At 60.4% G+C, this 15495-nt stretch carries 13 protein-coding genes; 7 read left to right on the top strand and 6 right to left on the bottom strand.

What is annotated here, in order from left to right; genetic code table 11:
- Positions 1–61 precede the first annotated feature (61 nt).
- The 5 genes from GRI42_RS00140 (at position 62) to GRI42_RS00160 (ending at position 8301) form a co-directional block, all read left to right on the top strand.
- Positions 62–1675 (top strand): TIR domain-containing protein, encoded by a 1614-nt coding sequence (locus GRI42_RS00140; RefSeq protein ID WP_160606058.1) that lies wholly within the window; start codon positions 62–64, stop codon positions 1673–1675.
- Between the two features lie 179 nt (positions 1676–1854).
- Positions 1855–3054, top strand: a complete 1200-nt coding sequence (locus tag GRI42_RS00145; protein ID WP_160606059.1) for an acyl-CoA dehydrogenase family protein — start codon at positions 1855–1857, stop codon at positions 3052–3054.
- A 28-nt stretch (positions 3055–3082) separates the two neighbouring features.
- Entirely contained in the window at positions 3083–4213 is a 1131-nt protein-coding gene (locus GRI42_RS00150; protein ID WP_160606060.1) for an acyl-CoA dehydrogenase family protein, read from the top strand.
- Between the two features lie 261 nt (positions 4214–4474).
- On the top strand, positions 4475–7345 hold the full coding sequence (locus GRI42_RS00155) for a M16 family metallopeptidase (RefSeq protein ID WP_199800374.1): 2871 nt from the start codon (positions 4475–4477) through the stop codon (positions 7343–7345).
- Between the two features lie 383 nt (positions 7346–7728).
- On the top strand, positions 7729–8301 hold the full coding sequence (locus GRI42_RS00160) for a 3'-5' exonuclease (RefSeq protein WP_160606061.1): 573 nt from the start codon (positions 7729–7731) through the stop codon (positions 8299–8301).
- 122 nt (positions 8302–8423) lie between these two features.
- Here GRI42_RS00160 and GRI42_RS00165 read toward each other — a convergent pair whose 3' ends face one another.
- The gene (locus GRI42_RS00165) at positions 8424–9203 is read right to left on the bottom strand and encodes an SDR family oxidoreductase (protein WP_160606062.1); all 780 of its coding nucleotides are present in this window, start codon (positions 9201–9203) and stop codon (positions 8424–8426) included.
- Positions 9200–9529, bottom strand: coding sequence for a nuclear transport factor 2 family protein (locus GRI42_RS00170; protein ID WP_160606063.1), 330 nt, complete (start codon positions 9527–9529; stop codon positions 9200–9202). The genes GRI42_RS00165 and GRI42_RS00170 overlap by 4 nt, the downstream gene beginning before the upstream one ends.
- Before the next feature lie 128 nt (positions 9530–9657).
- Here GRI42_RS00170 and GRI42_RS00175 point away from each other — a divergent pair, with 128 nt between their 5' ends.
- On the top strand, positions 9658–10560 hold the full coding sequence (locus tag GRI42_RS00175; protein WP_160606064.1) for a LysR family transcriptional regulator: 903 nt from the start codon (positions 9658–9660) through the stop codon (positions 10558–10560).
- Between the two features lie 86 nt (positions 10561–10646).
- Here GRI42_RS00175 and GRI42_RS00180 read toward each other — a convergent pair whose 3' ends face one another.
- Complete coding sequence (locus GRI42_RS00180; protein WP_160606065.1) at positions 10647–11078, bottom strand: organic hydroperoxide resistance protein; 432 nt, start codon at positions 11076–11078, stop codon at positions 10647–10649.
- A 24-nt stretch (positions 11079–11102) separates the two neighbouring features.
- Positions 11103–12119 (bottom strand): alpha/beta hydrolase, encoded by a 1017-nt coding sequence (locus tag GRI42_RS00185; RefSeq protein WP_160606066.1) that lies wholly within the window; start codon positions 12117–12119, stop codon positions 11103–11105.
- A 113-nt stretch (positions 12120–12232) separates the two neighbouring features.
- Between GRI42_RS00185 and GRI42_RS00190 the strand changes: the two genes are divergently transcribed.
- Positions 12233–12697: a MarR family winged helix-turn-helix transcriptional regulator gene (locus tag GRI42_RS00190; protein WP_160606067.1), complete on the top strand. Its 465-nt coding sequence runs from the start codon at positions 12233–12235 to the stop codon at positions 12695–12697.
- 408 nt (positions 12698–13105) lie between these two features.
- Here the strand turns inward: GRI42_RS00190 and GRI42_RS00195 are convergent, their stop codons facing one another.
- Positions 13106–14131 carry a LacI family DNA-binding transcriptional regulator gene (locus GRI42_RS00195; protein ID WP_160606068.1) on the bottom strand — a complete coding sequence of 342 codons (1026 nt, stop codon included), beginning with the start codon at positions 14129–14131 and terminating at the stop codon, positions 13106–13108.
- A 14-nt stretch (positions 14132–14145) separates the two neighbouring features.
- Positions 14146–15480, bottom strand: coding sequence for an MFS transporter (locus tag GRI42_RS00200; RefSeq protein WP_160606069.1), 1335 nt, complete (start codon positions 15478–15480; stop codon positions 14146–14148).
- Positions 15481–15495: the final 15 nt, after the last annotated feature.

Here is a 15495-nt window from a genome sequence, read left to right on the forward strand (position 1 = left end):
TGTCCCGTGCGGAGAACAAAGGGCTTGGTCGAAACAGGGAGGCGTTATAGGTCGGCATTCCATGAGCGGGATCTTCATTTCCTATGCCCGGGCGGACGAGCGCAAGGCGCGATTGCTGGCGGAGATGCTGCGTCTCCAGGGCTACACGGTCTGGCGCGACGACCAGCTTCCCGCGCACCGTGCTTATGCCGAAGTAATCGAGGAGCGCCTGCGCGATGCCGAAGCGGTCGTGGCGCTTTGGTCATCGGCAGCCGCGCGGTCGCAATGGGTGCGTGCGGAAGCGGATACAGCCCGGCAGGATGGCAAGCTGGTCCAAGTCACGCTCGACGGAGCGCAGCCGCCCCTCCCCTTCAACCAGATCCACTGCCTCGACATGAGCGGATGGGACGGCAAGGAAAGCCCCGCCTGGCACCGACTATTGGCGACTATCGAGGAACTGGCCGAAGCGGGCGAGCCGGTGCCCAAGGCCTTGCCCCGGCCTGCTGCAGGCAACCAAAAGGCAACCATCCCGAGCATCGCCGTCCTGCCCTTCAAGGATCTCTCGCCGCACGAGAGCGACGAGTATTTTGCCGACGGCATCGTCGAGGAAATCGCCACCGTCCTCTCGCGGTTCAATGTCCTCTTCGTTCTCGGAGCTTCGACTAGCAGGGTCTACCGCGACAGCACGTTGCCCCTGCCGGAAATCGCGCTCGAACTGGGGGTGCGCTACTTGCTCGTAGGCAGCGTGCGCAGGGCCAGCGGAAGAGTTCGCATCGCAGTGTCGCTGATCGACGGAGAAGGCGGGGCGCAGGTCTGGGCCGGGCGCTTCGACGACGAGCTGGAGGATGTCTTCGAACTACAGGACCGGATCGCCAATTCGGTCGCCAGCGCGATCGACGCTACGATCGAGGCGCTCGAAACCCGCCGCGCGGTGGAGCGGCCGACCAGTTCTCCCAGCGCCTACGAGCTCTTCCTGCGGGCCAATGCCGCCACCATGAGCTGGGACCGCGAAGACATGGAAGTCGCGATCGAGGCAGCCGAGGAAGCACTGCGTCTCGACCCGAAATTCGCGTGGGCCGCAGTCATTCTCGCGATGAGCCATGCGGTCTATTACAATTCGCAATGGGACGAGAACGGCGAGGAGCACCGGGAAAAGGCGCATCGTTACCTTGACCTCGCCCTGCGCCTGCGGGGAGAGGACACCTATGTGCTTGCCCACGGTGCCGGGGTGCTCGTGGCGCTCGGCGAAGACCTGCCCACGGCGGAGCGCCTCATTGGCCGCGCGCTGGAGGTAAATCCCGGCTCGGCCCTCACCCGCCTCTACGCCGGATGGACTGCGCTGGCCGCCGGTCGACCGGAAGAAGGCATCGAGCATTTCGAGGAATCGCTGAGGCTCGATCCCCATTCCGCGCGGCGCTACGGCCTGCTTTCGGGCAAGGGCCTGTGCCTCGTCGGGCTGGGACGGCTGGACGAAGCGCATATGGTGCTATCGGAATCGCTGCACCTTGCGCCCGATCACAGTCCCGGCATTTTCGGCCTGACATTGTGCCTGGCGGCGATGGGCAGGCCCGAGGAAGCTCGGACCATGGCCCGCAGGCTCGATCCGCCATCGGTGATCGAACGATCGCTGGCCGTCGTGCAAGACCCGGAACAGCGCGCCACGATGCAGGCCATGCTGGCGCAGGTTATGGAATAGCCTCGGGCTAATCCGCACGAATCCGGTTCCCGGCGCCCGAAACCGGGAAGGAATCTTGCACCTTCCGTTGCGTAACGGTTGCGATTTGCTCGAACCTTCCATTACGTGAGATTCGAAAGCCGGCAGGAGCTGGCCCTTACAGGGCTGGCCGGACAGAACGGATATCGGAGCCTGAGCCAATGAATCTCGAATTCACCCCCGAGGAAAAAGCCTTCCGCGACGAAGTGCGCGCCTTCATCTCGCAGAACTATCCCGCCCATCTCGCCGATTTCGGGATGCGCGAGGACATGTCGCCCGAAGACATGGTCGCCTGGCACAAGATCCTCGGCGAAAAAGGCTGGTCCGTACCGGCCTGGCCGGTGGAATATGGCGGCACGGGATGGACGCCGACCCAGCGCTATATCTGGTCGGAAGAGAACGCCCGCGTGAACGCGTTCATGCCGCTCCCGTTCGGCGTGGCGATGGTCGGCCCGGTCATCTACACCTTCGGCAATGAAGAGCAGAAGGCGAAGCACCTGCCCGGCATCCGCAGCGGCGACGTGTGGTGGTGCCAGGGATATTCCGAACCGGGCGCCGGTTCGGACCTCGCCTCGCTGAAGACCACGGCAGTCCGCGACGGCGATCACTACGTCATCAACGGCCAGAAGACCTGGACCACGCTGGCGCAATATGCCGACTGGGGCTTCTTCCTGTGCCGCACCGATCCCGATGCCGACAAGCCACAGGAAGGCATCAGCTTCATCCTCGTCGACATGAAGACGCCCGGCGTCGAAGTGAAGCCGATCAAGCTTCTCGACGGGGGCTACGAGGTCAACGAGACCTGGCTGACCGACGTGCGCGTGCCGGTCGAGAACCTCGTCGGCCAGGAGAACAAGGGCTGGACCTACGCCAAGTTCCTGCTTGCCCACGAACGCAGCGGAATTGCCGGGGTCGCCCGTTCCAAGCGCGGCGTCGAAAAGCTGCGCGAAATCGCGGCGGAGGAAACACTCGACGGCCAGCCGCTGATCGAGGATTTCGATTTTGCGCGCAAGGTCAGCCAGCTGGAAATCGATCTCGCCGCGCTCGAGATCACCGAACTGCGCACGCTGGCCGGGGAACAGGCTGGCAAGGGACCGGGGCCCGAAAGCTCGATCCTCAAGATCAAGGGCACCGAGATTCAGCAGCGCCTGACCGAACTCACGCTCGAGGCGGTCGGCAGCTACGGCACGCCCTATTACGGCAGCATCGCTAACGACACCGGATCGAACGAATATCCGATCGGGCCGGAATACGCGCACCACTCTGCCGCGACCTATTTCAACATGCGCAAGACCTCCATCTATGGCGGATCGAACGAGATCCAGCGCAACATCATCACGAAAATGATCCTCGGCCTGTAAGGCTCGAGGTACCAGCGGAGAGAGACCCGTGGATTTCAACTTCACCGAAGAACAGGACATGGTGCGCGACGGACTTTCGCGCATGGTCCGCGAACAATACGACTGGGAAAGCCGCCGCGCGGCCATCGCGAGCGATGCGGGCTGGCGGCCTGAAGTCTGGGCCCAGCTGGCCGAACTCGGCATCCTCGGCATGCCCTTCAGCGAGGACGTCGGCGGTTTCGGCGGCGGCGCGGTCGACGCGATGATCGTGATGGAAGAATTCGGCAAGGGCCTCGTGGTCGAACCCTTCGTTCCCACCGTGGTTTGCGCCGGCGGCTTCCTGAAGCATGCCGGAAGCGAGGCCCAGCGCGAGGAACATCTCTCGGCGATCATCGACGGCAGTCGCATTTTCGCGTTTGCCTATGCCGAACCGCGCGGGCGCTATGACTTTGCCGATCTCGAAACCACCGCGAAGAAGGACGGAAGCGGATACGTCCTCAACGGCCACAAGGCCGTCGTCATCGGCGCCCCTTGGGCAAGCCACCTCGTCGTCACCGCCCGCACCGGCGGTGACCGCCGCGACCGCGAAGGCGTCAGCGTTTTCATCGTCGACAAATCGGCCGACGGCATCGTGACGCGGGACTACGAGACCGTCGACGGCCGCCGCGCATCGGAAGTCTACTTCGAAAACGTCTCGGTGCCCGGCGATGCGCTGATCGGCGACGAGGGCGCTGCCCTTCCCCTGATCGAGCTAGTCACCGACGAGGCGATCGCCGCGCAATGCGCCGAGGCTTGCGGCGCCATGAAGGTAGCTCATGCCATGACCGTCGAATATTCCCGCCAGCGCAAGCAGTTCGGCGTGCCGATCGGCAAGTTCCAGGTGCTCCAGCACCGCATGGTCGACATGTACACCGCTTACGAGCAGTCGGTTTCGCTGACCTATCTCGCGACGCTGAAGCTGGAAGCAGACGAAAGGGAGCGCAAGCGCGCGGTGTCCGCCGCCAAGGTCGGTGTCGGCCAAGCGGCCCGTCTTGTCGGACAGGAATCGATCCAGATCCACGGCGGCAACGGTGTGACCGACGAATATGCGATCGGCCACTACTTCAAGCGCCTGACGATCTTCGAATCGGAATTCGGCAACGTCGACCATCACCTGAAACGGCACGTCTCGCTGGCCTGAATCCGCTGAAGGCATTCAGGCCTTCAGTTCCGGAAAGCGTCTAAACCGGCCAATGGGGCCATCGGACCAATGTCCGGTGAGCCCCCTTTTGGCTGCGCGACGAATAAAGCGAGGCAAGCCTTTGCCGCTCATGTGATGCTTTGCTCGGCCTATTCTTCGCGCCGTGCGAATTCCTTTCGGGCCAAGGATTGGAAAAACCAGTCCAACGCCTCGCAAAACCCGATTCATTCGGTTAGCCTTCTGACAACAGAAGGGATTTTCATGCGCAACAAACTCGTTCTCGCCGTTTCCGCCATCGCTCTGGCGACCAGCCAAGCCAATGCACAGGAGAGCGCGGGGGCACCGGACACATCGCAACAGGCCTCTACTGCAGATGCCGCTGGCGAAGTGCGACTGGACTATGAGAAGTTCGTTCTGGGCAACGGGCTGGAAGTCATCCTCGCGGTGGACGATTCCGATCCGATCGTCTCGCTGATGACCGTGGCTCATGTCGGCTCCGCCCGCGAAAAACCGGGGCGCACGGGCTTTGCGCATTTCTTCGAACACATGGCGTTCAACGATTCCGAGAACGTGCCGCAGGGCGCCAATCGCCGCGATATCCCTGCATGGGGCGGCGATCGCAACGGCTACACGACCCGCGACCGCACGGTCTATTATGAGACCGTCCCGATCGACGCGTTCGACAAGCTGCTGTGGATCGATTCCGACCGCCTCGGCTTCATGATCAATACTGTCACCGAAGACGCGCTCGAGCGCGAAAAGCAGGTCGTCAAGAACGAGAAGCGCCAACGGGTCGACAATGCGCCTTACGGCTATGTCGGGGAAGTCGTCGCCGGCGCGCTCTATCCGGAAGACCACCCCTACAACTGGACCGTCATCGGATCACTGCCCGACCTGCAGGCGGCAACGCTGGCCGACGTGCGCGAGTTCTATGATGCTTACTACGGCCCGAACAATGCGACGCTCGCGATTGTGGGCGACATCGATATTGCCGAGACCAAGGCCAAGGTCGAACGCTGGTTCGGAGAGATTGCGCGCGGGCCCGACGTTCCCGACGCCACTCCCCGTCCGGTAGAGCTCGATGCCGAAGCGCGGCTGATGTTCGAGGACAATTTCGCCAAGCTTCCAGAACTACGCCTTGTGTACCCCACCCCGGCCCAGTTCGACGGGGACGAAATGGCACTGAACGTGCTCGCCAACTATCTAGGCTCGAAAGCCTCCCCGCTCTACCGCCAGGTTGTCGAAGGCGGGCTGGCCGCCAACGTATTCTCGTTCCACCGGGCCGAGGAACTGGCCGGGGAACTCGCGATCCTGGTTCGCGCCAATGCAGGCACCGACCTCGATGCCGTCCTGGCCGCGGTCGACGCCGGCCTTGCCGAAATCGCGGCCCAAGGGATTCCCGAAGGCGAGCTGCTTCGCATCCAGGCCGAATCCGAAACCGGCCTCTACAACCAGCTCTCCACAGTGCGCGGCAAGGCAGAGGCGCTGGCTATCGGCAACGAATTTGCCGGAGATCCGGCATACATCCTTAAGACCCTCGCCGACGTCCGGTCCCTCGATACATCCGATATCGAGCGTGCATTTGCCGCGCACGTCGCCGGACAGCCGCGCGTCATCACCAGCTTCGTGCCCAAGGGCGAAGCCGCGCTCGCCGTCGACAAGAGCGAAGTCGCCAAGGTCTGGATCGAGGAAGTCGGCGAAGGCAGCGCCGACGAGGAAGTGAGCCAGGGTGAAGCGGCGGAGTTCGCGAAGACGCCCACCAAATACGACAGGTCCGAGCCGGCTTTCGGCGAATTGCCGCTGTCGAAGACGGTTCCGACCTGGAAAGCCGATCTTGCGAAGAACGTCTCGCTTATCGGCACGACCTTCGACGAGACCCCCGTGGCTTCCTTCATCATCACGTTCGAAGGCGGGACACGGCTCGACACGGATGAAGGCCTCGGGACGACGGCCCTGCTCGCCAGTCTGATGGAAGAAGGCTCCGCCACGCGCAGTGCTGCGGAAATCGAGCAGGCCCTGGGACGCCTCGGTGCCGGCTATTCGGTAGGTGCGAACTCCGACGGGGTTTCCATCAGCGGGACCACTCTCGCGCGCAACCTGCCTGCGGTGGTCGAGGTGTTGTCGGAAATCATCGCGACACCGCGCTTTACCCCTGAAGCTCTGTCGCGTGCACGCGACAAGCAGTTGTCTGCCATTCGTAGCGCGCAGGCCAATCCTGCTGCGATTGCGGCCCTCGCTTTCAATGCCCTGGCGTACGGCGACCACCCGGAGGGTCGCCGCGCGATCGGAACCATCGAGACGGTCGAGGGGATCGACCTCCAGGCTCTGCGCGATCGCCACGCCGCGCTCGGCTCCAACGGCGTACGCATACACGTCGCAGGCGATGTGAGCGAAGCAGCAGCGACCGCGGCCTTCGCGCCGCTGGCAGGCTCGCTCGCGCGGGACGAAGCCCCAATCAAACTGGCGCCTGCCGCGGATACAGGCGTGGCAGGCAACGTCTACTTCATCGACGTGCCGGGTTCGAAGCAGAGCGTCATCCGCGCCGGACGTCTGACGGTCGCGTCCGACAGCCTCGAGCACGAACGGATCGAGTTCGCGAACCAGAAGCTCGGCGGCTCCATCGGCGGCGACCTGGCGCAGATGCTGCGTATCGAGAAGGGCTACACTTACGGTGCCTATTCTGCTGTAAGCGGCGGCCGTGTCACTCAGCCATGGGGCGTACAGACCAGTGTGCGCGCCAATGCGACAGGCCCGTCGCTAGAGATCATTCGCGACATGGTAGCAGCCTACGGCCAGAACTTCGGCGAGGCCGAAGCGGATCTTACTCGCAACCAGATCATCAAGGACACGGCGCGATCGCAGGAAAGCCTGGGTGCCAAGCTCGGGCTCATTGCCGAGATGGCTAAATACGGCTTGTCGGACCTTCTGGTCGAAGAACGCCAAGAGCGGCTACTCGCCATGTCCGTGGAAGATTTCCGCAAGACCGCGCAGGAATGGTTCGATCCGGAAGAAATGATCTGGGTCGTGGTCGGCGACGGGGAAACCCAACGCTCGGCAGTAAAAGAATTCGCTGCGGGCCTGCCCGGCGAGTTCATCGAATTGGATACCGAGGGCAATCCGGTGGGAGAGTGAGTCCGAGGCTGACCCGCGAGCACGACCGGTAGGAGACCATTGGAGGCTGCACGGGATTAGCGGAAGGCATCGTGTAGAGGCTCGACAGCGCGTTCGGGACCGATAGGCCAAAACATGCCATCGGCCCCGACATCGCGGTGCACCCGACTGTTCGCTACTAATTTGGAAAGTGGTGCCCCATAGACGACAAAAATGGGCACTCAAATCATTGGGAAATTTTGCTCCCACGTCCATAGCATACGACAGTTACCTGCTTAGCAGTGCTTGATGTGACTGAGACGACAGGAGGTGCGATCAGCCTTTGGCGGCACCCTCTGCGATCGTTTCAAAACCATCACATATCGGTAGACTGAAGGTGGATGAGGTGAAAGGATGCCTCACGAATGAAAGACATACTGACCCGAAGTGATAGGCGGGTTGCGGTCCTTGATATTGAAGCCTCCGCTTTGGGCTCTGGGAGCTATCCAATCGAAGTTGGTTTGGCGCTGGTCCGAGGTGAGCCCAACCCGATCGAAACCGGGGCAAGGATCATCCGCCCGACGGCCTCGTGGCTAAGAAGTGGTATCTGGTCTCCGGCCTCGGAGGCAGTCCACGGATTGTCGCTCCAAACTTTAAATCAGCACGGTTATGATCCGGGCGAGGTCTGTGATTGGCTAAATGCCCTTCTCGGTCATCAGGTGATCGTGGCCACGGATGCTCCAAGATACGATCAGGACTGGCTAGACAGGCTGTTCGACGCTGCAGGTCGGAAACAGCAATTCACGGTGTATCACTTCGAAGTTCTTACTCACGGCTTCAGTGCAGATCAGCATAGACACCTGGCCTACCTATTGAAGCGCGCACCGATCCCTCATCGCGCCGCGCCTGACGCGTTGCGGCTAGCCACTAAATTGATGGAGGCTCACCTGGGCTATCCTCCACGCACCGCACCGATGGAACCGACAGCCTCCGATTGAAGTCGGAGCCCCCACCTGTCTCCAATCACAAACGGCAGGAACGGGGCCGTAAGCCGACAGTCAGCTTCTGAGTTGCGCAGGCTCGAAAGCTGCCGTTTGTGGCTAATCAATATTCGCAGCGATCACACCGTAGGGATTGTCCCGCCATCAATGACATACTCAGATCCAGTTATGGTTGCTGCTCGATCGGAAGCCAGAAACGCGATCAGATTTGCAATCTCTGCGGGTTCAGAAGGTCGACCGATCGGAACACCGCCAAGGGAATCCATGATCATTTGCTTTCCTTGCTCTACGCTCACGCCATGATCGGCTGCGAGGCGTGTGGCGAGAGCGACGGAGCTTTCCGTCGCGATCCAACCAGGCGAGACGCGCACAACGCGAACGCCCTTGGGCGAGACTTCCTTTGAAAGCGCTTTGCTATAGGTCGATAAAGCCGCCTTTGCTGCAGCGTAGGCTGTTGTAGCCTGGGGCAGTGGCAGTTCTCTCTGGATGGATGTTACGTGGATCACCACACCCGATCCTTGCGCTGTCATCGAAGGGAGCAAGGCTCGGTCGAGGCGCACCGCGGGCATCAAGTTGAGGTCGAATTCCTTGCGCCACTCTTCCTCGTCGAGCGCTTGATACCCACCGGCCGGTGCAGAAGAACCGCCGAGCATATGCACAACGATATCTACCCCGCCAAGGCGATCGAGCACGGCTTGCGCCACGACAGCGCATCCATCCGGTGAAGTAAGGTCGGCGGCAACGAAGTCCGCCTCCTCCATGTCACTTGGCTTGCTCCTAGCCGTTGTCAAAACGTGGACGCCGAGGTCCATTAGAAGTGCGACGGTAGCCGCACCTGCGCCTCGGGTCCCCGACGTGATTAGCGCCCGCTTGCCGCTGAGCGATAGAAAGTCGCTCACGGTACGATCTCCAGTTTGGCGATCTTGTCGTCTGCGAAGGCGAAGATGTAGCGCAAGTCGACCGGGCTTCCGGGAAAATTACCGACAAGATGTCCTGTCACGACGATCCGACCGTGCTCGAGAGCGATAGTAATCGGCTTGACGGTGTAGGTATATTGAGTGGAGGCATTTGCCATCCACTGGCGGATGGCCTCGCGTCCAGTGTAGGTATTTCCTTCGTCGATAACGACAGCGTCCTCAGCAAAGCATTGGACGATCGCATCAGGGTTTGCGGTCTTATCGGCCTCGAAATACTCGCGGACCACGTCGGGCAAATGGACAGGCATTATCATTCTCCAGCTCGGATTGGTGTTCGTTGAGAAGCACCGACCGGTTCGACAAAATCCAGATAGGCCTTTACTCACGTCCCGATAATCTAGATAAAATGGGATAATCTATCCGGGATTTCAGGATAATGGCCAATTACAGCTTGAGCGATTTCGATGCCGTCCTTGCGATCGGTCGCAAAGGTTCGTTTCGAGCGGCTGCGGTCGATCTGGGGATGTCGACAAGCGCCTTGAGCAGCGCAATCGCCAAGCTGGAAAGCCAACTGGGTGTTCGCTTGTTCAATCGTACGACCCGCAGCGTTGCACTTACTGAAGCAGGCCGACGCTTTGTAGATCAGGTCACGCCCGCATTAAGAGACGTCCACCAAGCGCTGGACACAGTTCGATCGCAGCAAGATACGCCTTCTGGGACATTGCGTATCAACACATTCCCCACTGCTGCACGCGAAATCATGGGGCCGCTTATCTTGGAGTTCCTGAGGCGCTTCCCCGACGTCCACATCGATCTCGTCACTGAAGGCAATCTTACTGACATTGTCGCCGACGGTTTCGACTTCGGTGTGAGGAGCCTGGACCTGGTCCCGTCCGACATGATCGCCATTCCGGTCACTCCAGCCAGGCGGCACGTCGTCGTGGCGTCCCCAGCATTTTTGGCTGATCGAGAACGCCCGCGAGTGCCAGCGGATCTGCTCTCTCACCGATGTATCCGCGTGCGCCTTCCCAATGGAGCAATGTACCGCTGGCATTTCGAGGCCCAAGGCCAACCAGTGGATATCGAAGTCCGCGGTCCCATCATCCTCGATGAGGCAAGCGTCGCTCGAATGGCCGTCCTCGAAAACATCGGCTTCGGCTTCTTCATGGAATCTGATGTCCGGCCTGACATCGAGGCGGGGAGGATGGTGCAGGTTTTGGATGAGTGGACACCGGCGCTAGCGCCCTTGTGCCTTTATTATCCGAGCCGCCGAAATCCCCCTGCGGCGTTCAAGGTTTTCGTCGATCTGGCACGTGAGATTTCGCGCGCCTCACGGTAACTTTGGCAATTTGGGCTGCGTCCACATTTCACGATGCAGTCCCGGCTCGAACAACACTACTCTGTCCGAGCCGGGGATTATCGGGTTCATTCGCTCACTGAGACTCTCAGACGAACCGGGATGTTACGCTGCACGGCATGCGAATAAGGGCAAACCGTGTCGGCCTCCGCCACGAGCGCCTCGGCCTTGCCAAGTTCTAGACCCGGGAGAGATATTTCGAGCGATACCGTCAGGCCAAAGCCTTTGTCATCGCGCGGACCGATGCCTACAGTGGCGGAGACGCTGGCATTACTCGGCACCTGCGCGAACTGCCCCTGACTGCCGACGAACTTCAGCGCACTGAGGAAGCAAGCGGCATAGCCAGCCGCAAACAATTGCTCAGGATTATTGCCTTGGCCATTGCCGCCCAACTCCTTGGGTGCTGCGAGCGAGACTTCGAACGCACCATCATCCGTGCGCGCCGCGCCGTCACGCCCTCCGGTTGCAGTAGCGCGGGTGGTGTAGAGGATCCTGGTCATAAGGATTTCCTTTGTTGGTCAGGTTCAGCGCGAGAAGGCGTAGCGCAAACGCTGGGCGCCCTGGGCGATCGCAGCGCGGGCAGGTTCGCTGGCGGCGAGCGGGTTGAGCATCACGAAATCGTGTATGGTCCCTCCATAACGGGTCGTCGCCACGGGCACGCCAGCTTCGATCAGGCGGCGGCCATAGGCCTCACCTTCGTCGCGCAGCAGGTCGTTCTCGGCCACAATGATCGTGGCTGAGGGCAAACCGGTCAGTTGATCGAGCGAGGCGCGAAGCGGGAAGGCCAGAACGTCCTTGCGGTTCTCGGCGGGGTAGTTAGCCTCGAGGAAGTAATCCATCGCCTTGCGGGTAAGGAACGGTCCATCGCCGAACTCGCGATACGAGCTATTGTTCGAGACATCATTGGTCACCGGATAGAACAGCAACTGGTGGCTGATCTTAGGTCCCGCACGATCCTTTGCCATCATGGTGATAGCGATCGCCATGTTGCCCCCGGCGCTGTCTCCTGCGACGGCAAGACGCGAGGAGTCGATGCCGAGCGAGGCGCCATGCGCGGCAACATATTCGAGAGCTGCGTAAGACTGCTCGTTGTTGACGGGATAACGGACTTCCGGGGCGTTGTCATATTCGACGAAGACAACTGCAGCGCGTGACTGGACAGCCAGTTCGCGGATCAGGTGGTCGTGAGTGTTGCGATCTCCCATCACCCAGCCGCCGCCGTGGTAATACAGCACAGCTGGAAGCTGTCCTGATGCATCAGCCGGGCGGACGATGCGAATACGAACTTGGCCGGTGGGGCCGACCTTCCAGACCTGGTCCTCCGTCGTCGTGGCAGCCGACGCGTCGACCTTGCCAGCCTGCACGCCAGCCAGGACAGCGCGCGCCTCTTCGTAAGGCAGTTCGTAGATTGGCTGACCCGAGGCGGCTGCTTGCGCGAACGCGGCGGCGGAAGGCTCGAGGGTGTTTGCAGTTGCGGCGGACGAAAGGACGCTCAGGAGGGCGCTGGAGGCGAAAACTGCGGATTTGGTGAACTTCGACATGATATGGGCTCCTATTTAGATCGCACGCGATTGAAGCGGGTGCGACCTAAATACAACGGCGATTCGCAATGTCAACCCTTGCGATTAAATCGTGTGCGATTTATATGGATCGCATGACGAAATCAGTTCCTCCTGCCTATGAAGGCAATCCGCTTGATCAGTTCCTTTGCTTCTCCGTTTATGCGGCAGGGCTGGCGTTCAACCGCGTCTACAAGCCCTTGCTCGACCGATTTGACCTTACCTATCCGCAGTATCTTGCCTTGGTCGCGTTGCGCGGACAGGACGGACAAACGGTGAAGGAGCTCGGTGCCAAACTGCATCTAGAATCCAACACTCTCACTCCGCTCTTCAAGCGATTGGAAGCTGCAGGACTCTTAACGCGCACCCGGGACAAGCAGGATGAGCGCGTCGTACGACTTGGACTTACGCCGGCTGGCGCGAAGTTGACTGATGAGGCGCTCGGATGCGTTCCCACCTCCATCCTTGAAGCAACTGGAATGGAGGCTTCCGACCTAAAATCTCTCAACGACAAAGTCGCAGCACTCGGCGCGGCATTGCGGAACACCGCAAGCTCCTAACACTGTGCGTTCACTGTCGCCGAATTAGTGACACGGCTCTGGTAGCGGTGACAGCTCCGAACCCACATTTCGGCATAAGACGCTTAGGTTAGTGGCGCTATTGTGATCAATTTATCGCCGCAAGGGCGGCGCCGGAGCTAGCGACAGCAATTGGGCCGATTGCGGACTGTCAGGTTTTGTCCGGCTGACCGAAAAAAATACGACATCGCTACGCGCCAACATGAGCCGTACAAGACCTTGGGACGGGCTTTCGGAGACCTGCTTGAAAATACAGCCACGATATCCGACCGATCGAGATTGAAGGCGGGATATCGAGAGAAGCTGTTGCCTGCAAATCGAGGCTTTGGTGCATTTTACACACTTTGCCGGTCCGCAATTTCCTCTGTTAGAAGAACAGCCGCAACTCGCTTACGCTGTGCCCCTGACAACGAGCGTCGGCGGCATAACGATGCTTTCTGTCTCTTCGCCAGCAATTCGTCTCAGAAGCAGTTGAACGATCGCACGGGCACCACCTGCGATATCTTGCCGAATGGTCGTCAATGGTGGAGCGGTTTGCTGTGCAATCGGAAGATCATCGAAACCAACGATTTTCATGTCTTCCGGGACGTTCCGGCCAAGTTTGCGCAACTCTCCTAAGCAAGCCAAGGCAAGCAAGTCGGTCGCCGCGAAAAGGCCGTCGTAATTGCCGACTGCCTTCTCCATCAAGGTGGCGACCTCGGTCGTCATCCCCGATGTCGCGAGATGGGCAGGAAGCTCGGAAAGTGTCAGCCCGAAGGATTGGGCCACTTGGTTCGCCCCGGAATATCGTGCCGCGAATTCCGGGGCGTTCGTATCCCCCACGAAAGCCATTCGCTTTGCGCCCGCAGCTACCAGTCTCTGCATGGCTAGCTTGCCGCCTAGCAAGTTATCCGATCCGACCACGCAATGGCGCTGTCCTTCGCGGTGCTGGCCCCAGACTACCATTGGCCGATATCCGTCTGCCACCTCTTCAAGGTGGTTGAACTGATCCGACTGACCAACGACGATAACCCCGTCGATCATTCCAGAGCCAATAAAAGGGTCGAGCCAGTCTTCGTCGCTCGCCGGTACCACGCGGCGGAGCATGAGGTCGTAGCCTTTCTCGGTCAGCTCGTCGGCGAGGTGACCCAGAAGGGTGAGGAAAAACGTGTCTGAGACCTGCTGCTTCTGTTCGTGTCCGAGCGGAATGATGACGCCGATCACGCCAGTTCTCTGACGCCGCAGGCGACTGGCCATCTGGTTCGGGCGGAACCCATGCTCGCGAGCGATGGCCTCGATTTTTTCACGCGTCTTATCATTGACGAGGCTGTTACCCGCCAGGGCTCGCGAAACAGTGCCCGGTGAGACACCGGCCAGTTTCGCAAGATCGGTGATCGTGCGAACGGGCCGGTCGTCAGGTTTGCGGTCTACGGGCATGTTAGCCTCCTAGCCTAGCCAGCCTGGGGCTGCATCACTTTTGGCACCGGACGTCCTGCATCGACGAACATCGTGGCGATCGCCCCCAGGATCATCAAGCCTCCGCCAAGCAACAACACGTTGCGCGGATCCCCCCCAAGCAGCGGCTCATAGAACAGCGGCATGGTTAGTGTCTGGATCAGCATCGGGATGACGATGAACATGTTGAAAATGCCCATGTATATGCCGTTGCGTTCCGGCGGGATGGCGTCGGCGAGCATGACATATGTATTGCCCATCATGCCTGCCCAGCCGATTCCGATACCCAGCATCAACATGAACAAGGCGGCCGTGGTCTCTACTCCTGGAATCAGCAGCATGGCTATTCCCGACGCCGTGAGACAAAAGGCATGCGTCAACCGTGCGCCCAGCTTTCTTACGATAGGGATCAGGACCAGCGCTCCAAGGAAAGCGATGAAATTGTAGAGCGCACCAGCTTGCTGCGTCGTCAGGGTCGCATCGCGGAATGCCGCGCTCGAAGGATCGGACGTATCGTAGAGCGACCGCCCGACGGCGAATGTGATGTACTGCCAATAAGCAAACATCGCGTACCACTGGCACAGCATGGCGAGCGACAATTGACGCATGGCCTTGGGCATTTCGCGTATGGCACTGACTATGTCTGCAAGAGTAGCGGCTGGCGTAAGGGGTTTGTCGGCCAGTGTCGCCTTTTCTTCATCGGTCATCGGCAATTCGGGGACGCGCCAGACGGACCAGGCGATAGTGCTGATCGACAGGATCGCACCGATGATGAAGGCGATCTTCACGACCACCGGGATACCGTTGGCATCCAGCACGTCTCGCGCCACGAAGCTCGTGAGCAGGGTGGGAGCAAGATAGGACAGGGTCTGCGCGAGCCCGGTGAAGGCACTTTGCGTAAGGAACCCTATCGAACGCTGGTCCGGCACGAGGCGGTCTGCGACGTATGCGCGGTAGGGCTCCATGGTGATGTTGTTACCCGCATCGAGGATCCACAGCAGACTGGCCGCCATCCACAGCGTGCTGGAATACGGCATAAGGAACAGGCTGATCGAACAGATGATCGCGCCGATCAGGAAGTAGGGTGTGCGCCGGCCATACCGTGACGACGTCCGGTCGCTCATCGCGCCGATGATCGGCTGCACCAACAATCCGGTCATCGGTCCCGCCAGCCATAGCAAAGGCATCGTCGCCTCTTCCGCGCCCAGGAAACCGTAAATCGGACCCATGTTTGCCTGCTGTAGCCCGAAACTGAACTGCAGGCCGAAGAAGCCGATGTTCATTTCGATGATTCGCAATAGCGAAAGCCGCGGTTTTGCGATGCTTTGCATACCTTCCAATCCTCT

It is taken from the genome of Qipengyuania gaetbuli, assembly GCF_009827315.1.
Classification (GTDB): domain Bacteria; phylum Pseudomonadota; class Alphaproteobacteria; order Sphingomonadales; family Sphingomonadaceae; genus Qipengyuania; species Qipengyuania gaetbuli.

What these genes read in the sequence shown, in the direction of transcription:
- GRI42_RS00140 (WP_160606058.1), top strand. Translation starts at nt 62, where the DNA reads ATGAGCGGGATCTTCATTTCCTATGCCCGGGCGGACGAGCGCAAGGCG.
- GRI42_RS00145 (WP_160606059.1), top strand. Translation starts at nt 1,855, where the DNA reads ATGAATCTCGAATTCACCCCCGAGGAAAAAGCCTTCCGCGACGAAGTG.
- GRI42_RS00155 (WP_199800374.1), top strand. Translation starts at nt 4,475, where the DNA reads ATGCGCAACAAACTCGTTCTCGCCGTTTCCGCCATCGCTCTGGCGACC.
- GRI42_RS00160 (WP_160606061.1), top strand. Translation starts at nt 7,729, where the DNA reads ATGAAAGACATACTGACCCGAAGTGATAGGCGGGTTGCGGTCCTTGAT.
- GRI42_RS00170 (WP_160606063.1), bottom strand. Translation starts at nt 9,529, where the DNA reads ATGCCTGTCCATTTGCCCGACGTGGTCCGCGAGTATTTCGAGGCCGAT.
- GRI42_RS00175 (WP_160606064.1), top strand. Translation starts at nt 9,658, where the DNA reads ATGGCCAATTACAGCTTGAGCGATTTCGATGCCGTCCTTGCGATCGGT.
- GRI42_RS00180 (WP_160606065.1), bottom strand. Translation starts at nt 11,078, where the DNA reads ATGACCAGGATCCTCTACACCACCCGCGCTACTGCAACCGGAGGGCGT.
- GRI42_RS00185 (WP_160606066.1), bottom strand. Translation starts at nt 12,119, where the DNA reads ATGTCGAAGTTCACCAAATCCGCAGTTTTCGCCTCCAGCGCCCTCCTG.
- GRI42_RS00190 (WP_160606067.1), top strand. Translation starts at nt 12,233, where the DNA reads ATGACGAAATCAGTTCCTCCTGCCTATGAAGGCAATCCGCTTGATCAG.
- GRI42_RS00195 (WP_160606068.1), bottom strand. Translation starts at nt 14,131, where the DNA reads ATGCCCGTAGACCGCAAACCTGACGACCGGCCCGTTCGCACGATCACC.
- GRI42_RS00200 (WP_160606069.1), bottom strand. Translation starts at nt 15,480, where the DNA reads ATGCAAAGCATCGCAAAACCGCGGCTTTCGCTATTGCGAATCATCGAA.